Origin of the sequence: Blautia sp. MB18-30, assembly GCF_023669475.1 — a bacterium.
GTDB classification, from domain to species: Bacteria; Bacillota; Clostridia; order Lachnospirales; family Lachnospiraceae; genus Blautia_A; species Blautia_A fusiformis.
This window is the reverse complement of the sequence record NZ_JAMOYY010000014.1, coordinates 60101-84023: the sequence shown is the minus strand read 5'-3', so window position 1 is coordinate 84023 and position 23923 is coordinate 60101. Positions and strand designations below refer to the sequence as shown.

Sequence of the window (23923 nt, the reverse complement as noted above, 5' to 3'; positions counted from 1 at the left end):
GGGAGACACGACAGGCGGTATTCAACCTGTCAGCATCTGCCTGTAGCAGAAGCTGAGTTGCGCTCTCGCTCTATAAAACAGTGGTCATACCACTTGTTTTCCAAACTGAAGAATACATTTATGGCTCAGGTTTCTGGCACTGTTCAGGCTTCGGCTTCCTCTGTGCCCGTTCTCACAGGTATATTCATCTGTTTTGCGGTTTGCTGTCTTAACTGGCGCACCGCAGACAGAGCAGGTTTCGGATATCCCTTTTGCATAGGTTTCAATGACCAGAATGCCGTTTTTCCATGCTTTATAGGGCAGATTGCTCCTGATCCCGGAGCTTAGATGCATAGTGCTCCAGTTTCCTGATCCGATCATCACATAGTCTGTGTATTCTTTTTTGTATTTTGGAAGGACGATCAGCGAAACCTGCTTTTCCAGGCAGAAGCCTATGATCTGAGAACTAATCTCATGGGCATAATGCTCCGACAGATGCTTCAGATGCATCCAGTATTTCCTGTTTTCTCCGGGCTGTTTTTCCCCGCCGAGAGATTTCCGGGCTTTCTCGATTTTCTTCCTGATCTGATCGCAGCGATGCGTATATTCTTTTCCGCCGCCCCAGAATTTCACACCTGTTTCCTTCCCTGTGCCGTCACATACTGTCCCCACAGCAAAAACATCTCCGTTTGTAAACTGGATGGCACAGATCTTCCGCCCTTCCTGGATACGCTGCTTTACTGTTGCAGTGTCTGCTGTAAATTCCTTCACGGGAACATGCAGCATGAGATATTTCTTCTCAAAGGTTACTGAGGGTGACATCAGCTCTGCTTCTGCGGGAAATTCTCTGCCATACAGTCTGCATCTCATCCATTTCCATTGTTCTCCTGTCCATACCTTCAGTGTGATTTCCTTATGGGAAAAATCTCTGTACATTCCTTTATAATAGGTAACTGCTGAATGAAGCTTTTCTGCTTTCCTCCCCGGAATGGACTTTTGCCTGGATATGTGACTCTTTGCTGCGGCTATGGCACTGTTTATCGCAGCCCGCCTGAAATACAATGGGACTTTTCCCCAGGGAAGGGGATTCTGTGGAACCTGCTTGTCTCTTCCCATAATGGTCAGGACTTCCAGGGCCCGAAGCGTTTTCTGACTCCCTAGTTCTCCCAGTTCCTCATGGGCCAGCAGAAGATCATAATAAAAGCTTTCAATTTCATTATAGAAATCCTGGGTTTTCCTGAGCCATTCCGGATGTCCGCAGCAAAGTCGGAGTCTTCTGGTTGTTATGCTGTAGCCTGTATTGGACGGCATGTTCTCTTCCTTCCGTTTATTTATATAACTTATCCAATATTATTATCTTGTCGCTTAATGTTAGATTAAGCGACAGTAATTTTTTCGGATTATTCTGTTGTTTGATCCAAGATTTTGAACCATATGTAATGATAACATCCGCTTTAATGCTTGTCAAGCGATCTGAAACTGCCATAGCTGTCCAATTATGTCGTTTTTTGTGCCGTTTTATGCAGCTTTTTATATATCAGAGAAAGAAAAATACATATCAATATATAAAAGTGGTCATGATAAGTGGTCAGATGTATAGTCCCAGGGACCTGTATTTTGCGGGAAATATTAGGCTTCTTGTTATAAGATTCATGGTCATAAGTGGTCAGCTTTTGTGGTCAGAAAAATGGCGAATTTCCTTATATACAGGTTTTTTCAGGTCCTGTCGCTTAATCTAACATTAAGCGGCAGTTTTCACATTCTCTTCATTTTCCTTTCACACAATGCACACATTTTTTTACTATATTATTAACTGTAGATAGCAAATGCTAAACAATCTTTTTCTTTTTCATACTTTTTTGCCGGGAGTCCGCACAACTCCCGGCCTCCTTTTTTTATTCTTCAGGTAGTTCGCCTGCATTTTCTATTATTATTAAAGATATAAAAATATGTCTTGTTTTTTCTTATTATATATATTATACTAGTTAAGAACTTATTGTTCCCGTCCATTTTGTTCTTTGATAATTTCATAGACTTCACACTCGAAACATGATACAATATCCGCACAGAGAAATATGCGGTACAATTTTTATAGGAGGATGCGCATATGCTAGATCAGAAAGATTTGGAATTATTAGCCGGTATGATAAATCCGATCAATGTCCAGCTGGGCAATATAAATAACCGATTAGATGGTATCGACGCCAGACTGGATGCAGTGGATACTCGTCTCGACGGTATTGACGCTCGTCTCGATGCTATGGATGTTCGTTTTGACGGTATCGACGCTCGTCTTGATGCTATGGATGTTCGTTTTGATGAAATAGATGCCCGCTTCAACCGGGTAGAAAACAGACTTGAAATGATCGATCTGAAATGTGATACCAACAGAAAACGCCTGGACGACCTTTCACTGGATGTTAAGCTTGCAGAACGGGATATCCGAAAAGATATCAAGAATTTACAGGACACAACAGAAACTCTTGTCGTTGTACTTCAGGGAAGAGGTATTTTACCTGACCCAGGTAACACAATACAGACAGCCTGATCATATCATGTAAAGAGTGTGAAGCCTATGAAAGTATCAAGGGATCACACTCTTTATTATCATCCATACAACCATCTTTCTCCTCAAAAAATGGTTGCATTTACAATTCGTTTATGTTATAGTTATATGCGTTGCGGGGTATGGCGTAGCTTGGTAGCGCGCACGGCTGGGGGCCGTGAGGTCGCAGGTTCAAATCCTGTTGCCCCGATATTTCTAACAAATTCAAGGATTTCCGAGGTCTGATGACTTCGGATTTTTTTATTACCTTACTATTTTTCGAAAGGAAGGTTTTGCATGCAGGATAATCTGTCTCTTTATCATATTTTTTATACGGTAGCACGTACCGGCAGTATCTCCCACAGTTCCCGGGACCTTTATATCAGTCAGCCTGCTATCAGCAAGGCGATCCAGAAGCTGGAGCAGAATCTGGATACCATTCTTTTTAAACGCAGTTCCCGGGGTGTCACTCTGACCCCGGACGGTGAGCTTCTTTTTGAAAAAGTAAAAGAAGCTCTTTCACTTCTGGATGAAGGAGAAAATTCCATTCGCCATAACCGTTCCCGGGACATTCCAAAGCTGCGTCTGGGCGCCAGTTCTACTCTTACCAGATATGTACTGCTCTCCCACCTGGAAAACTATATTGCACGTTTTCCTCATGTACGTATCACAATTTCCTGCCAGTCTACTTATCAGACGCTGCAGCTTCTGGATGAGGAAAAAATCGATCTGGGACTCATCGGACGGCCGCAGAAGCTTCGGGGATATTATTTTCAGCCTCTTTTGAAAATCCAGGATACCTTTGTCTGTACACAGCAGTATCTGGAAAATCAGAAAAAGCTCTATCCGGATGAACCTCTGATCCAGGCAGCAACTTTCATGATGCTGGATGAGGACAATATTACACGTCAGACCGTGAACACTCAGCTGAAAGAACATCATGTGGAATTAAGCCATATTCTGGAAGTAACAACTATGGATCTTCTGATCCAGTTTGCGGAAATTGGTCTTGGGATTGCATGTGTGATCCGTGATTTTGTAAAAAAAGAGCTGGAAGAAGGAACTCTGGTGGAAGTACCGGTAGGATTTTCTTTTCCGCTGCGTGAGATCGGGTTTGTATGCAGACAGAAAGATGCTGATTCGGCTTTGATCGCGCCATTTTTTGATGATGAAACAGAGCATCCGGATAAATAAAGGAATGTAAAAAAATTCCCATCTGATCATTGCGACCAGATGGGAATTTTAAATTTCAAAAAAGTTTCCTGCCACTGTATTACGTGTGTGACTTTTTTGACTCAAACTTCGCTGCGCTTCGTTCGAGTAGCGCAAAATTTATTGCACCTGCAATAAATTTTGCTTAGTTATTAATAAGCTTATCCTCGCCGTTCCAGCTGTAGAGTTTACGGATCTCCTCGCCGACTTTCTCAGACTGATGCTCAGAAGCTAATTTTCTCATAGCCTTGAAGTGTACCTGTGCACCTGCATCGGACATGTCGAGTAAGAACTCTTTTGCGAATGTACCATCCTGGATATCGGAAAGAACTTTCTTCATTGCTTTCTTTGTATCCTCTGTGATGATCTTCGGTCCTGTGATATAATCGCCATACTCAGCTGTATTGGAGATAGAATATCTCATTCCGGCGAATCCTGACTGATAGATCAGGTCAACGATCAGTTTCATCTCATGGATACACTCGAAGTATGCGTTTCTTGGGTCATAACCAGCTTCAACAAGTGTCTCGAAACCAGCCTGCATAAGTGCGCAAACACCACCGCAAAGTACAGCCTGCTCACCGAAGAGGTCTGTCTCTGTCTCTGTACGGAATGTTGTCTCAAGAACACCAGCTCTTGCTCCGCCGATTCCAAGTGCATATGCAAGTGCGATATCCTGAGCTTTACCTGTAGCATCCTGCTCTACAGCGATCAGACAAGGAACACCTTTACCAGCCTGATACTCGCTTCTTACTGTGTGTCCAGGTCCTTTCGGCGCGATCATTGTAACATCAACATATGCTGGTGGTTTGATGCATCCGAAATGAATGTTGAAGCCATGAGCGAACATAAGCATGTTGCCTTCCTCAAGGTTCGGCTCGATATCGTTCTTGTAAAGTGCAGCCTGTTTCTCATCGTTGATCAGGATCATGATGATATCTGCTTTCTTAGCTGCTTCAGCAGATGTATATACCTCGAAGCCCTGCTCCTCAGCTTTTTTCCAGGATTTGCTTCCTTTGTAAAGACCGATGATTACATTACATCCGGACTCTTTAAGGTTCAGTGCATGTGCATGTCCCTGGCTTCCGTATCCAATAATCGCAATTGTCTTACCATCTAATAATCCAAGATTACAGTCTTCCTGGTAAAAAATCTTATTTGCCATTTTACTTTCCTCCTCTGATGTTTACAACATCTTCTTCATAAAAATTATTTATCGTTAAGAGAGTAGCTGCTCTCCTAGCAAACATATGTAAAAATTTTACAGGTAACGGACATCGTCACTGCCTCGTGACAGACCTGTGATTCCTGTTCTTGCAAGCTCAAGGATCTCATAGTCAGCCATCAGCTCCACAAACGCATTCAGCTTGTTCTGGCTTCCGGTCATCTCCATAATAAGAGAATCTTTACTTACATCCACCACCTTGGCACGGAAGATATCTGCAACAGAAAGAGCTCCCTGTCTCTGTTCCGGCTTCACAGCAACCTTGACGAGCATCAGCTCACGGGCAACGCTGTCGTCCTGTTCAAGGACCTTAACATCCCGTACATCTTCCTGCTTCGCCAGCTGTTTGGTGATCTGCTGGAGCATCTGATCATCTCCCTCACAGACAACTGTCATACGGGAATATCTCTGATCTGCAGTCACTCCTGCGGTAATGCTGTCAATATTATATCCACGGCGGCTGAAAAGACCAGCCACACGGCTAAGGACTCCGGAGGTATTATCCACAAGGATGGATAGTATTCTCTTTTCCATAATACACCTGCTTTCAACACTTTTATGTATAGAAAACCGACTTCGTCAGTTAACGCTTTAATCTAATAAACCCTTGCTTTCTTACCATTATAACAACTTCGAAAATTTTGTCAATCAAAATTTCCTGCAAAATTCCTTCAGGATGATAAGAAATGTTTTTATCCTCAGATCAGATATTTTTTCTTAAGCTCCTCGGATGCCTTTGGTGTCAGATAGAGTTTTTTCCGAAGGAATCTTTCAATTCCTCCGTTTTCTTTTTCGATGACATCAAAAACTGTATTGATATAAGACTCCTTCACCTGATAGAAGGCTTTCAGATCTGCAAGCTTCCGGCTGTTTTCCGGCCGGTCTGCCCGGTAAAGCCTGCACATATATTTCAGTTCATCTTCCAGACATGAATTCGACCGCATATAATCCCTTCGTATCGTTTCCTTAGGTACACCCAAAGCAAAGAGCAAAAGTGCTGTTCCGACTCCTGTCCGGTCTTCTCCTGTGGCACTGTGAAAAACAACAGCTCCATTCTTTACATGAAGCAGGACATCTAGAAAACGTGCATACTGCTTCAGAGAATACTCATCCGTAACGAAATTCCGGTACCAGTCCTGCATATACCGGTCTACATCACCATAGCAGGACATCACATGTTCAAAAAAGCTGTTTCCGCTGCTGTCCTCATCCCGGATTGGAATGTGATAATACTCCACTCCTGCCATGATATCATCCGGTTTTTTCTTTACTTCTGCAGCTGACCGGAAATCAATCACTGTTTTTACATTATATTCTTCTGAAAGGATCCGGTTGTCTGCAGCAGAAGCATGATAGATTTCTCCGCTGCGCAAAAGCTTTCTGGGAAGAATATGCGAACCGTCTACTGTCATCAATGCACCCAGATCTCTTGTATTCGGAAGATTCTGAAGCGGAAGCCTGCTTCCTTTTGGAAAACCAACCGCAAGATCCGGATTCAGTACTTTAAGAAGCTGAAGGCAATCCTGTACCTCCTGCTCTGTCATATCAAATTTATAACGCTTCTGACGTCTGGTTATGATCACCAGATAATTGATGATCAGCTGCTTTTCACCGGTTTTATCGGTTCCCTCACGGCGCATGTACGCCCAGAGAATATCTTTACACGGAAGACTGTTGAGCATCATATGTCTGGTAAACACAAAAAAGCCATCTTCGATCCGTATTTTTCCGTATCTCATTTTCTTTCCTTTCTCCTTCTCAACCCCTGTGCTGCTTTCTTCGCAACACTTTTTATCATACCAGAAATCTCCAGTCCCGTATACCTCGTTTGACAATTTTCGTAGTTTAGATATAATAAACAGAGAAATTTTACCACAGGGAGGCTTTCTTTTATGGACAATCTTATTTTCTGTCTGAATGTTACCGTGCCCATCTTTCTTACGCTGCTCCTGGGATATTTTTTCCGGAGGATCGGACTGTTTGACGAAACATTTGTCAATCGTATGAACAAATTTGTGTTTGTCATCCCCCTGCCTGTGCTTCTGTTTCAGGACATCGCTAAAATCGATATCTATGAGGCCTGGGATCCCAAGATGATTCTTTTCTGTTTTGCGATCACATCGCTCAGTATTATGATCTCCGTGCTCCTGTCCCGTTTTCTCCACCCTTCCGATATCCGGGGCGAGTTTATCCAGGCATCCTACCGCAGCAGCGCAGCGATCCTTGGTATCGCCATTATCCAGAACCTTTACGGAAATGCAGGTATGGCACCACTGATGATCATTGCCAGCGTCCCTCTTTACAATGTAATGGCTGTTGTAGTTCTCTCTGTCTTTAAACCAGGTCAGGGAAAAATAGATGGTACCGTTCTGAAGCGCACTTTAAAGGGAATTGTCACCAATCCCATCATTCTCGGCATTGCAGCCGGTACACTCTGGTCCTTTCTTCGTCTTCCATTTCCGAAGATCCTGGACTCTACGGCAGGCAATCTTGCAAAAACCGCCACGCCTCTTGGCCTCATGGCTATGGGCGGATCTCTGCACTTCGGAAAAGCCTTTTCCCGGCTGAAAGCATCTGTTGCCTGTACATTTATGAAACTTGTCGGTTATGAAGCACTTTTTCTTCCTCTTGCCATCCGTTGCGGTTTTACAAAGGACAAGCTGGTTTCCATCATTATCATGCTGGGGTCTGCCAGCACCGTTACCTGCTTTGTCATGGCAAAAAACATGGGACATGAGGGCTCTTTTTCTTCGGGAGTCGTGCTTCTTACCACATTATTCAGTGCCTTTACCCTGACACTCTGGCTGTTTATCTGCAAAGGTCTGGGACTGATCTGATATTGCAGCTTCTGCATATTATCTACCCGGAAAAATCTGTAACATAAAATGCTGTAAGAACTATGATTTCTGGTTCTTACAGCATTTTATTATAAAAGCATATTCACATAAAGCTATCATTTCTGATGTGGATGTTTCTGTTCTTACAATCTCATAGCCTACAAAACAAACGAAGCATTCTCTCAGATCAGCTTCAGATATTTCAAGCCATCCCGAATGCCGTAGTGGAACATGTCAGACGTAACATAATCTGCCAGTTCTTTAATCTTCGGAGAAGCATTTCCCATGGCAACCTTTGTTGCAGCGTATTCAAACATGGCAAGATCATTGTTGCTGTCTCCAAAAACAACGGTATTCTCCCACGGAATATCAAACAGGCGGATCACAGCTGCGATCCCAACAGCCTTGTTAAAGCCCTTTGGCACCAGTTCAATGGTATTTCCCACAAACGAACTGCTGCCTTCATGGCGGATGATATCATAGTATTCTGATAAAATGGATAACGCTGCCTCCGCATCACATCCCTCCGTCATTTTTGCACTGATCTTATTGATCCGCATACAATCCTCATTTCCACGGATAGGCCTCCATTTATCGCCCAGGGATTCTGTGATCAGACTGGCATACCAGTTCACTTCATCGGTATACTCCTCTTTGTCATAATACATAAAATCCGCGCCTTCCATTACCGGGATCAGTCCGTATTTTCTGAGAACCTCCACAGAAAGCTTTGCAACCTCCGGCGTCATCTCTTTATTAAAAAGTCTCTTCCCGTCCTTCTCAATGGTGGATCCGCAGGCACTGATCATTCCCGTAAAAGGGATCTGCTCCAGATACCAGGATACAAACGCACGACTTCTTCCTGTGCAGAGCCACGCTTCATGTCCGTTATCTACCAGCGCACGGATGGCTTCTATGGCACTGTCCGACACTCCTTTTTTCATATCACAGACTGTTCCGTCCGCATCAAAAAATACTGCTTTTCTGCTCATTTTCCTGTCCTCCGATATCACCTGTAAAATACCTTTGCCGCACGGATCAGGCTTTCCGTATCTTTCACTCCGGCTGTTTCATAAGCGGAATGCATCGCCAGCTGCGGCAGACCGATATCGACCGTATTTATGGCTGCCTGGGTATTGGAAATATTTCCCAGAGTGGAACCACCGGCAATATCAGAACGGTTCACAAATGTCTGATATGGCACATCTGCTTCTCTGCAGAGTTCCTTGAAGATTGCTGTGGAAATCCCATCGGTACAATATTTCTGATTGGCATTATATTTGATCACAATTCCACCATTCATCGCCGGACGGTTTACAGGATCTGCCTTGTCTGTATAATTCGGATGTAATGCATGTGCATTGTCCGCAGAGATCATAAAGCTCTCTGCAAGGGCCATCAGATAACTTTCCTGATCTCCGCCAAGGGCCAGATTGATACGAAACAGTACATCTTTAAGAAATGTGGATGCAGCTCCCTGCCTGGTAGTGCTTCCCACTTCTTCATTATCCAGTACACAGTGGACTGCAATGACCTTCTTCTTATCTGCCTGGAGAAAGCCTTCCATTGAAGCGAAAGCACACTGCAGATCATCTAATCTTGGACTGGAAACAAATTCATTCCTGGATCCCCAGATCGTTCCGGGCATCCGGTTATAGAGAAACAGATCATGGCCCAGGATATCCTCCGGACGGATCTCTGCCTCTTCTGCCAGCATCCGCATGAAGTTTCCTTTTTCGCCACTGCCACTGTACAATGGAAGCATATCCTTCTGGACATTATAATGATAGCCTCCGTTAATATCCCGGTTCATATGGATCGCAAGGCTCGGGATCATGACCAGATCTCTGTCAATATCTACAAGCTTTTCCAGAATTTTTCCGTTTTTGTGGACGATCATGCGTCCTGCCACAGAAAGGGGACGGTCAAACCAGGTAGAAAGGATCATTCCTCCATACCGCTCCACATTCAGCTTCACATAAGCTCCGTTTACAGACATCTCCGGATTTTCTTTTATTTTAAAAGACGGGGAGTCACTGTGACTTGCAATGATATGATATCTCCTGCAGTCATTGACAGGAATGGAAAATCCGATGATCGCGGAATGATTTCTCATGACAAAATATTTTCCGCCCTTTTCCAGCTCCCAGCGCTCCTCTTCCTTCAATTCTGTAAAGCCTTCCTCCAAAAAACGTCTTCTTGTTTCCTCTGCCGCCTGAAAGGCTGTAGGACTTTTACTGATAAATTCCAGCAATTTTTCTGTTGTTTCTTCGTACATGATCTTCTCCTCTGTCGGCCCGGTAATATCCAGGCTGTTATGCTATTACCCATTATACGGCAAAACTTTTTTCAGGGCAATATCTCAGATTTCTGCACTCTTTCGTACCCACATATGCTGCACAAGCTTATCCCCAAGCTTATTTGCGAGCATAGTATAAATTGAACTAAATACATTGGCTCCAATACGGAGCAGCACTGCTGCCGGCATTCCAAACAGTCCTGATGCAATGGACAGTGCTCCAAATGTATTAAATGCAGTCTGCCACGCATAACCTGCGGAATATCCCACACCGATTCCTCCGATCATTCCAATATAGGGATACATAGATTCCGGAAGTATCAGATAAAGCACTGCAAACAGAATACAGCCAACGATGTTGAACATAGCTCTTTTTCCGGCTCTTCCCCTGCAATCCGCGGTAAACGGCAGACACACGGACATACAGGCAATTCCGGCCCACATTGCTCTTGGGAGTCCCAGAAGAGACATGATCAGCATAGCGCTGGAAACGATCAGCGTCAGTCTTAAATACCACCTGCCTCTTGCAGAATGCAGGTCAAATTCCCGGAACAGGTCCAGAAACGTCCTGCGATACGGGCGGTTTTTCTGATTCTTATAAAAAACTACCATGCAGAGAACCATTCCGGCCAAAAGCCCCTCTACACGAAGCAGATACGCCTTTCCGGTTACGTCATATCCCATCAGAAGCAGATATCCGAGAACAAATGTGGAATGGTTATACATAATTACATTATGGCATCCCAGGATCATCAGTAACAGGATGCTTATCGCATTAACAAAAAATGCCGGTACCGGTGAAACCATATTGGATAATCTCGGTCCTGCGATCAGAATACAGAAAATCCCGGCAATGGACAACAATCCGTGGGACGTCCGGATCCCGAAATCCGCCTGCCTTAAAACCAGCACTGCCAGCAGTACGGTTACTCCTACAACACTGTTGTCATTACCGGTTATCTTACTGTACAATGTCACAACCGCCACACAAAATGCCATGACAAGATACACTTTAAAATTATAGATCAGAATATGCCTTCTTTTCTCCTTTTTGTCTGTGGTATTTCTGATCAGCTGTTTTGATCCGGTTGAGCTTAACTGCAGTTCCTGATAAAATGTCATTTTCATCACTCCTTTTGTAAAGCAGACATTCTCATTTCGCTTTTTTCACATGCTCATAAACGCAATCTCTTTACAATTTACGTTCAAAGATACAAACAGCCATTATACTTGGTTTATTCTGAAACGTCAAATATTTTTTCTGAAATCATGTTCACGCATTACACCTCAACCCCGATCAGATCACTCCGAAAATGGCCAGGAACATTTTTATTATTTTTATATTTACTGCAGCTCCGCTATCCTGGTCACTGCTACATAAATGTCCTGTATCTTATACCAGGTTGGATAATCCACCACTCCAGATGCGGGAAGTCCGAATATATTCTGGAATTTTTTTACAGATGCAGCAGTAGCCGGACCATAAATACCATCCACGATCACTGACGGGATGGCAGGATAGGCTTTTGCTATGGCATTAAGCTGTTCCTGGATCTGCTGCACCTTTTCACCGGTAACACCGATAGTCAGGTCATATCCCGGCCAGGATGCGGGAATCCCGGAAACTGCTTCCGCCACATTGATATACATATCGTTTCCATAGAAGCTCCGCAGGATCTCAATGGCGGAATATCCCTGATCTCCCAGAGCTTTGCTTCCCCACTGGGTCATCCATCCCCGGTTCCTGCACTGCACCTGGTGTCCGTCACAGTACTGGGTCAGGATCGGCTGACGTACATCCGGTCTGGAAAGGTAGTTTTCAAAAAGTTCATCCACGATCCGGTCTATACTCTCAAAAATATTCCTGCCATGGATCCATTTGTGGTCGTATGCTGTGGAGGATGTAATGGTGAAATCATAACCCTTATTCCGGTACCACTCTGTATAAACTCTGTTCAGAGTAAACGACATGATTGCCAGAACATTGGCACATAAATGATGATACAATATCCGTCCGGCAGTGGGTACCTGCCGGACTTTTTTATAATAGGAAGTTATTTTGTCTTTGCCTTCACATGTTCGATCACCTTTTTCCAGGAATCAATACCACAGGTTCCACTTACCTTTACGCCTGTGTTTTTCTGGAAAACTTTCAGGGATGTTTCTGTATCGTCTCCGAAACGGCCATCCACAGTAACACCAAGTACAGACTGCAGCACAGAAACTGCAACGCCGGAATTCCCTTTCCGGATGATTGGAAGCTGGGTCTCAAACTTTCCCGTCAGAACTACTGCCTTTTTTGAAGTCTGTACCGGATACACTGCTTTTCCGTTCCAGTCATAGATGGTGTATCCCTGTTTCCACTCTTTCTTTGCATTCTCAAGGCTCTTGTATGCTCCGATCTGGCTCTTGCTGTCAGCCCAGGACTTTCTTGTGCGATAATACTTATCTACCGTCGGTGTGTCGGTCTTAGCTCCGATCAGCTGCTTGAACCGGTTCCAGTCACCTTTTGCACGGATTGCTGACGGGCAGTTCTTTGCACATACATCATAATGCTGCACAACTCTGTCTGCCGGGATTCCCAGCTGTTTCATAAGCTGTTTGCACACCTGGACTGTATTCTGGAAAGCTTTCTCGTAGTTATAGCCCGCCTGAACGCACATCTCGATTCCTACTGAATTTCTGTTGTTGACAGTACCGAACAGCCGACCGCCGTAGTTGACGCCCACGTGCCATGCTCCACGGTTGTATGGAAGCGCCTGATACGCTTCTGTGTCGTCCACATATACATGTGCAGAATATCCCTTAAAGTTGCCATCATGCTGTGCTTTTGCATGCGCTTTCGCATTTGCACCCTTGGCATAGTTATCCGTGTTGTGAATTACGATATATGCCGGTTTCTGACCTGCATAGCTATTGTTGTTACTGATAAGGCTTGTGTTGATATTCATGGTATTACTCTCCTTTTCTGTTTTTGATGTCTTGATAGATAATATACCGTTCAGGATGTTGATGATTTTCTGTCCGTAGTTCTTTCCGGATGCCCAGCCCTGTCCTTTGGGATTTTCCTGGATGCCGAGATGCTCAACATACTCAGCGCAGCCTCTTGATACGTATGTATATCGCGGGTCAATACATTTCTGTTTCAGTCCGTCTGTACAAGCGTAAGCCTGCAGATGCTGGATCTGCGCCCTGATTCCTTCTTTCGCAGTTTTAAAGCTGCAGCCTTTCTTTCCTGTGACGTTCACACCTAATCCGCAGAAATTATTCTGATCAAGTGTTACTGCTGATCCCGAAAACGTGAAGTTTCCTGTTTCCAAACAGGACTGGGCAAAAGCAATGTCACCACGCACGCCCTCTTCCGTGCCTTCCGTGATATACAGAGGAATCATCTTTGTGACCGAATCGGACACCTGTGGATTTACTTTTTTGATGTAAACCTTCATCTGTTCAACGCTGGCCTGTGGGGTTCCCATGATCTTTATCATATTTTCCTCCTGTGAGGGTGATCACTCACCCTCTGAATTTTTATATTTTGTTCTTTCCCAGATCTCCTTGACTTTCTCCCAGCCTCCGGTTGCAACCAGATACACGATAAATGCTGCAATCACAGATGCTACAATGTAATACCAGGTTATTGCAGCTTTATAATATGTGCACAGAATCAGTAATGCTACCGGGCACAGAATCAGGGATGCTACAAGGGCAACAATACTGGTCTGAATGTTCTTCAGACCTGGAAGATCTTTGATCACCTGCACGATTGCTGAAACGATAAATGCCAGGATTCCGATCAGGGCCAGGGCGTAAGTTACATACTGTGTGATAGTGTTAATATTCATAGTCATTCTCCCTTTCTTTTGATATGCAGTTCTTCAATTTCCTGTTTCATTTTTGTTACCATGCCATTTCCGCCAAGTCTGTGGTAAGCTTCGTACATTTCGCAGAAATTCTGATATGCGTATGACGGAATATCTCCCATCTTCGTATACTTTGAGTGATACTCAATCATCTGGACGCGAAGCAAGAGCATAGTTCCCTTACTGTTTGCGTCTCGATCTTTCTTCTGATTTTTCAGAAGCCAAACGATATAACCAAGCAAAATCGGCAATGCGATAAGATATGTTTGTGTGAGTATTTCTTTCAATTATTCACGCTTTCTCCGGCTATTGCGCCGGCGCAATTTTCTGTAAAATAAAAGAGCCTGTCACGGCTCGGCTCTGATCTTCATAAATAAATCCTTTCTATCCTTTCAATCAAACACTGTTATCCTTATCTTCGAAAACATCTTCCGCTCCTTCGAACTCCAGAAGGGTTTTGAGATATTCATATGCTTCCTTGATACTCAGATCGCTAAATTTCTCAGTTTCATAGGTGACAATTTTCTGATAAGGCTGCTGAATTTCTCCCGCGAGCTGTTTATTCCTGATCTCTTCGGAAGCCAAGGAAATCACAGCAACAGAGCAATGACTGTTTACAGTGTTTGATACATACAGGATGCGGTGGTATTCAGTAATCACACCATCCTCCTGGATTATCTTCTTTTTTAATGCCATTTTGATTCTCCTTTAGCTAAAATGTGATTTTTATACTTGCCATGATAGCGCAAGTATCATTATTCACAATGTTCTTAATATCAGTGTCAGTAAAACCATTACTATCAATTCCCATTTTAGCTCTAACGTTTAATCCGTTACGCCCTCCTATAACCGCAGCTGTATACGATGCCGGTTTTATAGGTTTTGAAGCAGTCGAGTTATATATATACTTTCCATTTTGCCGAATCGTGAGCCCATTTATGCTTGATATCGAAACTGGGGTGGACATAATTGGTCGGGATAATGGAATATGAAATATGACTTCCTGTTTATTTGATGTAACATATCCATTTACATAAAACTCCATATTTATTACGTCGTCAGCGCGGTAATATGGTCTTAATGTACCGCTAAACTTACCGCCGTTGGGACGATCCAGTGTATATTCGCCGAATTTAATAATAAAATCCCCTGGCGTTATTATTCCGTTTCTAACAAATGCATAGCCATCATCAACTGCGAACCAGGGATAATCCCCAATAGTATTTGTATTACTTCCAACCACAAGCGGGCAATCTGAATAAGTATATTGCATATTACTGCTTAATGGATATCCTATTCGTACTCGTTCGCCAAATTCAGCCTTATTTCCGATTTGAATTCCATTTTTAGTAGGTTTCATTAAAACTTTTCCAAACTTCAAGCTGCTCTCAATCTCTCCGGAGTTGATATGGAATACCTTTCCTGTGATCCAGGCAGTTGCGTCGGAATCTGGTTTTATGGCGGTGTCGCTGGTGCCTTTAAACTGGATGGAATCTTTTGTAAGTTTAAGTTTGGATGCACTGGCGGAGTCACCAAGGATAATATTACCTTTATCGAAAGTAATGTAGTCTTTATGACTAGCAATCTCAGCCGCATCGGTGCTTATAACGGTATCCCAGGTATATTGCCAGCCCGTAATATCTTGGACCATCGTAGTCTTTTTATTGGTATACACACTCAAGTCGCCAAGTGCACCTTTGAGATTAGTGACCTCCGTTTGAGATGCTTTAAGAGCAATCTGCTTTTTGTTATTTGAGATTTCAGTCTCGGCCGCGGAGATACGAGATATTGCGTTTGCATCAGCCGATAATAAAGCTACTTTTACAGCTCCATTCGGAATTGCTGCTACTTGATCGGTAGTCCATGTAACGTCAGCATGTCTATCCGACATAACGAAATTATAAATAATACAGCTGCCCCACGGTTCGCATTTTTGCATGTATAAATCCCATTTTGATGTGCCCGATTTCTTTATCCATAATGGCACTGTACCGTCAGCTCTGAACCAATCCAATCCAGGGTCGGGGTTGTTGATTGATTTGAACATTATCTGAACGTTTGACGTTTCCCATCCCCTACTAACAAGTTTGAATGTCATAGGAGTGTTGATATAGTTTGATACTATTGTCAACGTGGCGAATTTAACGTACAGGTTAGTGTTACCGTTACCGGGCACGGAATGTATCCTTACATTGTTTGACGTATTACTTACGCTATATGCTGTTGATGTTGTGTTATCCGTGTAGGTGGTAACAGTTCTTGTCCATAAAAATGGTTTGAAAATATCTATAGCAGGCGGTGATCCAAGCCACGTTCCCGTCGGTGCAGTGGTCTGTGATGCACATAATTGATATGTTATAGCTGTGGATTTAATTCCTTTGCCAGACGCTCCTGTAGGACCTTGAGCGCCAGTTGCACCTTTATCTCCTTTAGGTCCAGTTGGGCCTTGTGGCCCCGTTGCGCCTGTAGCACCTTGTGGACCACGTGGTCCAGTATCACCTTTTGCTCCAGCTATACAAACTCCATTTTGACTTGGTGAATATGTTTTGTTACCAGCGCCATCGGTTTTTACAGTCCTGGACCACATGTACTTACCGTTCACCCATGTCGGAGCTGTGGTGGACCAGGAGCCGCCCGATAGGGATGTTTGTGATGTAGAGAGATAATATTCCACGTCTACTGATGCAAGGGAGTCTTCAGGAGCTGGCGTCCAGTCTGTTGCGATGTTGCCTTCTTCAAGTTTAAGATTTTTAAATTGATACCAAACTCCTGGAGCACTGTTCATGGAAGTAAAATATGTATTTTGATCAGTTGCAGTTGGTAAATTCTCAACCGACTTAACAACCCAAATCAACTTTGCCCATTTATTAATAACTGTTGTTGCATTAATGCTATTCACCGATGCAATAATCTGGTCAGATCCGTCAGTCTCTCTAAACTGGGGATAGAAATAGGTGACAACATTGGATTTAACTTCTACGGACAAAGTGTAAGTAGTGTTAGGTTTCCATTTGCTACGACCTATATCCGTATACTCTATTACGGACCAACCGCTTTGAGCGACCGAATCCCTTACCATCTTGCAAGTTCTAACATTATTATCAACAATTTCATGTCTCGAGTATCCGCCGGTTTTCATACTCCATTGCCAATTTTTAATCCCTTGATTAGTTGCCTCGGCTAAATTCCTTCCGCCAACCATTATGCTATCAATTTTACTATTAGCACTATTAGCCTTATTCCAAGCTTCTTTAGCAGCTTCATAGCTGGATGATTTTGAAACGTCGGAATATTTAATAGTTCCGTTTGACATCACAGTCTGATCGACGAAATATAATGTACTAGTAGATCCAGAGGTATATGATGGTTCTGTTTTACTCCAATTAGATCCAATGGCGCTACCATCACTTGGTTTGGACGGTGCTGTCGCTGAAGACTGAAGAATATAATACCTCGTAAATTTGCTTACACTTATACCAATACTCCCAGTTTCTCCTTTAGGTCCAGTTGGTCCCTGTGGTCCAGTCGGTCCCTGTGGTCCGGTAGCTCCTTTGTCACCTTGCGGTCCCTGAGCACCAGTTTCACCTTTGGGTCCGGCGGCACCTTGTGGACCACGAGCGCCCTGAGCACCCTGAGCCCCGGTATTACCTGTTATACATACTCCGTTTTCAGAAGGCGTGAATTCAGTACGATCATCTCCGTAGGTTACGAAATTTCGTCTCCAAATATACTTGCCTTCTGTCCATGCGGGCTGGTTATTACTCCATGAACCACCAACTAAGGATGTTGGGGATGTGGATAAATAGAATTGTTCGAGTGTTGATTTGATTGTGTTATCTACTGTGGCTGCTTCTTTTGAACCAATCCGGAAATTGCTGACATTGATGTCCAACATATCCGTCACTGGATTAAATTCCAACGATGAATTTTTGCCTTTAAGTTTAAATACACCATCAGCATACATCTGAATTGGCGATTCTTTCTTACTTGTAAGAGCTCCGTCGCCAAGTCCAAGACCGGTGGTGGAAATATAAACACCGCTTGTTGGATCATTAATAGCCAGCTTGCCACTATAGATGGCATTTTGACTCATATCAAACTGAGCAATCTTAGCCTGGAATGCAGACAGGTCAACGACATCTATAGAAGCGGCCTGGATCTTCTGACCATTCACTTCTGCCTCAGATACGCCATTTGCGATGTTGATTGCTTTGACAATAGAGTCCTGACCATCCGGACCGGTGATGATAAGGCGCTCTGTCTTAATCGTACCGGCTACAATAGAATCTGCATTGATAGACTTGATCTTCGCTGCTTCAATCGTCGCATCAGCAATCTTAGCGTTCGTTACAGCGCCTTCATGGATTGCTGCTGAGCCAATGGACCCGTCCTTTAGGACGCCTTTTTCAATCCAAGCGTTATTTACATTTGCGAGATCGATATTTGCTTTTTTAGCATTAATTTCCTCAGCATTTTCTTTAACTACATCCAGTTCCTTAATAGATGCATACGTGATTTTTGCAGTCTCCACATCCAGTTTGTTAATCATCGCTCTGTCAATCATTACCAACTGTGCGTAATACCGTTCCATTTCTTTTGTCTGTGGGCCTTTATAATCTGCATTGGTTTCTTCTTCTGACAGGCCGACAGCTTCAACTGAATATGTAAGACCGCCATCGTATTCCCAATCCAGTTTCATGATAGGAACCTTATATGTGTTTCCAGACAGATCTGCTACGGTCAGGATATCCCAAGGATCCAGTCGGGGATCTCCCATCATTTTCAATGTACCTGGCATATAGGAGAAATTTTTGAAAGATGCCAGGATATTATTGAGGACTGTTTGTGTCATGAACGGATTGGAAAAAGACACGGACCTCGCTCCGGATCCTGAAAAGATTGATATGCTTTTTCCATTTTTATCTTGTCCCGTAAAACATACAAATTTTGAAACATCAAAAGCATAATCATTATGTTCAAAATTTCCCCAGTACCGGCTCGTCTTTACCTTATAATCTGAATCCACATAGGTATGCAGCTCGATCTGACCTCTACGGTTACAAACAGCAAACGCGCCATGAAGCTGCGCCACATAAGAAAGGACTTCCCTGCAGCTATATCCTTTCGGCACTTTTATGGATATCGCAGTTAATCCGGATGTCACTACAGGAACACCTGTGATATCCGCAATCCGCTTTAGTACTGCCACTGTATTTGTGGTTGTGCCATCCATGGAAAATGTCCGCTCTGTGTTCATCATACGGTCGTAAGCCGTGAACGTGATCTGATCATCCGCTTTTTGGGGCTTTCCTGCTGTAAAATATCCCATGGGGATATATTCTGTTTTTCCGTTCACGTCCATACCAATCTGAAGGAGCATTTCTGTTCCTTCAACTACCAGTCCTTTGCCAGGAATTGTCACTTCTATGTACTGTGACATGGTAGAACCCAGAGAAAAATCGTCTTCTCCTTCAGAACCTCCGGTGAATTTGATACTTCGTACGGTTGTGATGGATGTTTCTCCATAGGTGAGTAAACATTTAAATGTTCTGGAATCCTGCTGTACCAAGGTTCCAAATGCAGTTGTTGACTGATACACAGGACTGCCTCCTTACTCTGCCAACATGAAATCAATGACATCCAGTTCAGCCATAGTCAGTGAATCATATTTCGGATCTTCGTCACATTTCTCGACTACTGAGATGGAAACAGTATGAATCTCCACCTCGGTCTCAATATTCAGAAGTTCACTCATATCCTTCCCAAATCTTTCTTTGTCTTCCATGATATAGCAGTCGTCTTCCGTCATGATCTCACCATTTTCATCTTTCTTGGCGTATCTGCGGATCAATTCTTCCCGTTCCGCAGTGTAAGCTGACGCAGCCTCCTGGACTGCTACCACGTTCTTCTTGATCGCATACGCCAGACGGACTGGCAAGCTCTTTTTTTTCATAGATACGCAAGTATTTAAAAAGTCTACAATTTCTTTGTTTTGCATTTTCATTGTTCTGTTCTCCTTATTTTCCGATCAGTGTCGCCCCTACTCCTTTGTATGTTTTCACACCGTCCACATAACTGTATACCGGATAGGATGGTGTGTTTGAGTAGCATCTCTTTGTTATCCGGGAATTGCTTCCAGGATCCGTAAATGTCACATTAAAGAAAGCAGGGCTGATTGCTGCATCAATCTTGGCAGTATCCGCTCTGCTTAACATGGGCCATGTAATTTCCAACGTATATTTAATAGCAATAAGATCGCCTACCATATCACCATTCGCTACACGCCCTGTATTATTTGACCAGATTTTTTCCTTTTTTATTGTCAAACCCGAAAGGGCCGGAGTCGGCATCGTAACTCCGTCAATAATGATATCATCTGTCACTTTACCGCCTCCTTATCCAAATACCGGATTTCCGGTCTGTTTCTGATAGTTGTTTCCTTCCTGGCGGATCACCTTAAACAATTTCTTTGCATCGCCTTCCAGATAGATGTGGAGTTCCCGTCCACGATCATTTCTGCCCTGCATGCTTTCAAAAGCATTCACAACTGCTTCAAATACACCTGCCCGGATTCCGGCAATGATCTGATTATTGTTTGCCACCGCAGAATGGTTTCCCATTCTTCCGACAAGCTCCGGTCCGGACTCTCTTGCCACGAACATTTCTCCCATACCAGGGAATCCGCCATTTGCGTACCAGCTCAGATTGAAACGTGGCAATGAAAATTTGAAGTTACCGATTTTTATAGATCCACCTTCCCAATCCCAGCCGATATGTGGCATAGGGATATGGATGCTTGAAAATCCATTTGCAAAAGTCTGAATAACATTCTGGCCAACTGTGTATAAGCTTGGAATTGCGTTTGCCACCTTGCCTGGTATATTACTTAATATTCCAGACAGAGAGCTCCAGTTATTATTCAGGCCGGTTCTCATTCCGCTTATGATATCCCTGCCTTTCGGCGTTACTTTGCTTTTGATATCTCCGATAGCGTTGAAAGATTGAGAACCGATTTTCTTTACTCTGCTCAGGAATGTTGATTCCCTTACAGCTTCCCAGCCATTTTTCAGACCGGTGATCGCAGCATTTCCTTTCCCACGTAGCCATGTTTTGGCATTTCCAAGTCTCTCTTTTGTCTGCCCTGGGAGTTTAGCAATCCAAGACAGTACAGCTGGCAATCCTGCTTTCATACCATTGAACAGGCCAGATATAACATATCCGCCCTGCGTACGCATGACTGTTGATGGTGAATGGATTCCGAAAGCTTTTTTGAATCCGTTTATGAATGGTTTAAAAATGTGTGCCTTGATCCAGGTTCCTATATCTTTAAATGACTGCACAACACCATTTTTAAAGCCTTCCCAGGTGAATTTTCCAGCTTCTGTGAAATGCTTTATAATATACTTCCTTGCATCTGCAACTGCATTTTTAAAGATACCGCCAATAAATGCGGCAAAACCTCCAAATGCAGCTCCAATCGTTTCAAAAACTCTGTCAGCAATTCCGCTCCAGTCAATGTTTACCATCAGATCTTTTGCTTTGTTATAGATGGTGTCCCCCATGGACCACCAATCCATGTGTTCAATCGCTGAGATTGCAAAATCAAAAAAGCCTTTTATCCCATCGGATAAGGTCTGTCCTATTTTTCCTGTATCAATGGTTTTGACCGTGTTGGTTACAAGATCAGCCAGTGCAGTGCCCAAGCCTCTCCAGTTAAAGTTATGAACCGTGGTATAAAGTGCTTCCAGTCGTGTGTTAAAGCACTCTCCAACTGTTTTTCCAACTACACTCCAATTGGTTGTCGCAATCGCTGTATTCAGTGTGCTTACCAGACCAAAGACGGTATCATGTACGGTTCCTTTGATCAGATTCCAGTCAAGGCCTTCAAGAGCACCATTGATCCCATCTCCGATAGCTTTCCCAAGACTGTTCCAGTGGAAATTCTTTGCAAAGGTATCTACAAATCCAAAGGCTGTGTTCAGTCCCTTAGAGAATGTATTACCAACTAATTTCCAATCCGCAGCTTCAATAAAGCCATTCAGAAAAGTGGCAATGCTTTTTGCAATCTTGTTACAGGTATTCTGGATTTTACCCCACGGAATACGTTCCAGTGCTTCGTTGAGCTTATTGCCGACCATGGCACCAAGTTCTGTAAAATCGCCGGACTTCCAAGAATCTTTAATCAGTTTTGCGAGATCTTTGAAACGGCTCTTGATGGCCGTTGTCTGGAACATATCATTAACACCACCAAGCGGTGATGTATCCGTTCCACTTCCTGTTCCTCCTGATCCGGAGCTGTCTGAATCATCGTTCAGCTTGTTGATCTGGTCGAATCCCAGAAGAGTGCGCTGATATTGTTTTGCCGCTTTTGATGCCGTATCCGCGTTCTTTGCATTATTCTTCAGACCCGTTGAGGTACTGTTAAGACTTGCAGCATAATCCTGATTGACTTTTTTGGCCGTGACCATGGTGGTTTTGCCTGTGAGGGCTCCCATCAGCTGGCCTATGGAATTTACCACGTTGATAACCGTCTGAATGAAACTGTTCAGAATTGGTGCTACAACATTCAGGATTGGTGCAAAGGCTGTGGCCAGTGAATTTTTGAGCTGTGTCAGAGAAGACATCAGCAGAGAAAGACTTCTGTTTGTTTCTCCACTGTACTGTGCAAGGTTCTGAAATCCCTGCTTTGCGCCATCTACAGCTCCACGGATCACAAAACTTGCAAACATAAATTTTGCAGTCATTCCGATCGTCTTCAGTATACCTGTCAAGCCTCGTCCGGATGTTCCCAGACCATTGAACGAAGATTTTGTCCTGTTAAGAAACGGGATTCCGGATGTGAACTTCTGGATCAGTGCAGCATAAGCACCGGAGCATTTCCGGATCACACCGGTGAAGGAAGATGCAACGTTTCCAACACCTCCCAGAAGCTTTGTAAAGCCTCCCCACCCCTTCGAAACAGTTGCTCCTATTCCTTTGAAAATTCCTGTCCCAAAGTTCAATGCCTGTTTCGGAAGAGATACCGGCCGCTTTACATCTGTATTTGAGGATTCCATCTGTCTGGCCTTTGTTTTATACTCCTCTACAGCTATTTTCGCTTGATCAATGTCATATGTAAGGCTTTTCCATTCCTGACTTTCTTTTGATACGCCCAAAGCTTGGAGCTTATTCTTTTTTTCGCGATAAGCATCAAGTTCTTTATTTACTTTCAAAATGTCTTTTTGTATTTTTTGATATTCTTCTGTTGGCACCTGCTGAGTTGATTTTCCTGATTTTTCTAACGATTTCATTTTTTCTTCATACTCAAACAGCTTCCCGCGAGCTTGTTCAATATCGTATATAAGGCTTCTCCATTGCTTGCTTTCTTTCTTAACGCCCATCGCCTCAAGCTTTTCACCTTTTTTTTCATATTTTTCTATTTCTTCGTTTAAACTTTTAACAGAATTTCTGATTTCACGATATTCGTCTGTAGGGGTTTGTTTAAAAGCAGTTCCTGACGTTTCCATTTTGGCTGCAGCATCTTTGTATTCACTGAGTTTTTTTTCAGCTCGAGTAATATCAACTACAAGGCTTTTCCATTGCTGGTTCTCTTTAGATTTACCCGTGTTTTCAAATTTGTGCTGTTTTTCTTGTAGTTTTTCCAATGATTGCTGTGCTTTTGATAAATTTTTCTGCAATTCTGCATACTCTTCCGTTGGAACTTTGATGCCTGCCTTGATCTGGAAATTTTTCACAGGATTCCTGCTGAGCATTTCCCTGATCTTATTCAGAGTATTCCTTACCGGCTGCAGCGCCTTGCTTTCCATTCCCTTGAACGGATTCTTTACTTTCTCAGTTTCCTTCTGGATTTCTTCAACGCTTTTCTTTACTTCCCGCCGGCTGTTTTCCATTCCTTTTTTCAATGGTTCTGTTGTAGCTTCAATTATCACCTGCATCTTATGAAGTGTGTCTCCCATGGGCTCACCT

The 23923-nt window shown here is 43.4% G+C and carries 18 protein-coding genes, 1 tRNA gene and 1 pseudogene; 4 read left to right on the top strand and 16 right to left on the bottom strand.

The window, feature by feature from the left end; translation table 11 throughout:
- Positions 1–84: 84 nt before the first annotated feature.
- Entirely contained in the window at positions 85–1290 is a 1206-nt protein-coding gene (locus NCY57_RS08675; RefSeq protein WP_173739712.1) for a zinc ribbon domain-containing protein, read from the bottom strand.
- 796 nt (positions 1291–2086) lie between these two features.
- On the opposite strand from NCY57_RS08675, the gene NCY57_RS08670 reads away from it, so the two are divergent.
- From NCY57_RS08670 to NCY57_RS08660, 3 genes are all read left to right on the top strand, one after another.
- Entirely contained in the window at positions 2087–2527 is a 441-nt protein-coding gene (locus tag NCY57_RS08670) for a hypothetical protein (protein WP_021652930.1), read from the top strand.
- Between the two features lie 134 nt (positions 2528–2661).
- A tRNA-Pro gene (locus NCY57_RS08665) sits at positions 2662–2735 on the top strand.
- Between the two features lie 86 nt (positions 2736–2821).
- Positions 2822–3718 carry a LysR family transcriptional regulator gene (locus NCY57_RS08660; RefSeq protein ID WP_173739711.1) on the top strand — a complete coding sequence of 299 codons (897 nt, stop codon included), beginning with the start codon at positions 2822–2824 and terminating at the stop codon, positions 3716–3718.
- 163 nt (positions 3719–3881) lie between these two features.
- Here the strand turns inward: NCY57_RS08660 and ilvC are convergent, their stop codons facing one another.
- The 3 genes from ilvC to NCY57_RS08645 all read right to left on the bottom strand — a co-directional run bounded on the left by ilvC (position 3882) and on the right by NCY57_RS08645 (position 6700).
- Positions 3882–4901: a ketol-acid reductoisomerase gene (gene ilvC, locus NCY57_RS08655; RefSeq protein ID WP_015526773.1), complete on the bottom strand. Its 1020-nt coding sequence runs from the start codon at positions 4899–4901 to the stop codon at positions 3882–3884.
- Between the two features lie 96 nt (positions 4902–4997).
- Positions 4998–5495 carry an acetolactate synthase small subunit gene (gene ilvN / locus NCY57_RS08650; RefSeq protein WP_173739710.1) on the bottom strand — a complete coding sequence of 166 codons (498 nt, stop codon included), beginning with the start codon at positions 5493–5495 and terminating at the stop codon, positions 4998–5000.
- A gap of 164 nt (positions 5496–5659) precedes the next feature.
- Entirely contained in the window at positions 5660–6700 is a 1041-nt protein-coding gene (locus NCY57_RS08645; protein ID WP_015526775.1) for a tyrosine-protein phosphatase, read from the bottom strand.
- 153 nt (positions 6701–6853) lie between these two features.
- On the opposite strand from NCY57_RS08645, the gene NCY57_RS08640 reads away from it, so the two are divergent.
- Entirely contained in the window at positions 6854–7798 is a 945-nt protein-coding gene (locus NCY57_RS08640) for an AEC family transporter (protein ID WP_118609079.1), read from the top strand.
- A gap of 182 nt (positions 7799–7980) precedes the next feature.
- On the opposite strand, the gene NCY57_RS08635 is transcribed toward NCY57_RS08640, so the two are convergent.
- From NCY57_RS08635 to NCY57_RS08575, 12 genes and pseudogenes are all read right to left on the bottom strand, one after another.
- Entirely contained in the window at positions 7981–8790 is an 810-nt protein-coding gene (locus NCY57_RS08635; protein ID WP_250789606.1) for a Cof-type HAD-IIB family hydrolase, read from the bottom strand.
- A gap of 17 nt (positions 8791–8807) precedes the next feature.
- The gene (locus NCY57_RS08630; RefSeq protein ID WP_173739709.1) at positions 8808–10076 is read right to left on the bottom strand and encodes a M18 family aminopeptidase; all 1269 of its coding nucleotides are present in this window, start codon (positions 10074–10076) and stop codon (positions 8808–8810) included.
- 84 nt (positions 10077–10160) lie between these two features.
- Positions 10161–11219: an FUSC family protein gene (locus NCY57_RS08625; protein ID WP_015526780.1), complete on the bottom strand. Its 1059-nt coding sequence runs from the start codon at positions 11217–11219 to the stop codon at positions 10161–10163.
- 222 nt (positions 11220–11441) lie between these two features.
- Positions 11442–12086 (bottom strand): annotated as a pseudogene (locus tag NCY57_RS08620) (peptidoglycan-binding protein); the annotation flags it as partial.
- 65 nt (positions 12087–12151) lie between these two features.
- Complete coding sequence (locus NCY57_RS16935; protein ID WP_092070739.1) at positions 12152–13585, bottom strand: N-acetylmuramoyl-L-alanine amidase; 1434 nt, start codon at positions 13583–13585, stop codon at positions 12152–12154.
- Between the two features lie 21 nt (positions 13586–13606).
- Entirely contained in the window at positions 13607–13939 is a 333-nt protein-coding gene (locus tag NCY57_RS08605) for a ribonuclease (RefSeq protein WP_092070742.1), read from the bottom strand.
- Between the two features lie 2 nt (positions 13940–13941).
- Complete coding sequence (locus NCY57_RS08600) at positions 13942–14244, bottom strand: hypothetical protein (RefSeq protein WP_092070745.1); 303 nt, start codon at positions 14242–14244, stop codon at positions 13942–13944.
- Positions 14245–14353: 109 nt separating this feature from the next.
- On the bottom strand, positions 14354–14653 hold the full coding sequence (locus NCY57_RS08595) for a hypothetical protein (protein ID WP_092070750.1): 300 nt from the start codon (positions 14651–14653) through the stop codon (positions 14354–14356).
- Between the two features lie 16 nt (positions 14654–14669).
- Positions 14670–19556 carry a collagen-like triple helix repeat-containing protein gene (locus tag NCY57_RS08590; protein ID WP_250789605.1) on the bottom strand — a complete coding sequence of 1629 codons (4887 nt, stop codon included), beginning with the start codon at positions 19554–19556 and terminating at the stop codon, positions 14670–14672.
- 12 nt (positions 19557–19568) lie between these two features.
- On the bottom strand, positions 19569–19961 hold the full coding sequence (locus NCY57_RS08585; protein ID WP_092070757.1) for a hypothetical protein: 393 nt from the start codon (positions 19959–19961) through the stop codon (positions 19569–19571).
- A gap of 13 nt (positions 19962–19974) precedes the next feature.
- A complete protein-coding gene (locus NCY57_RS08580) occupies positions 19975–20340 on the bottom strand; it encodes a hypothetical protein (RefSeq protein ID WP_092070759.1) in 366 nt (121 codons plus the stop codon).
- Positions 20341–20352: 12 nt separating this feature from the next.
- Entirely contained in the window at positions 20353–23913 is a 3561-nt protein-coding gene (locus NCY57_RS08575; RefSeq protein WP_173739708.1) for a hypothetical protein, read from the bottom strand.
- Positions 23914–23923: the final 10 nt, after the last annotated feature.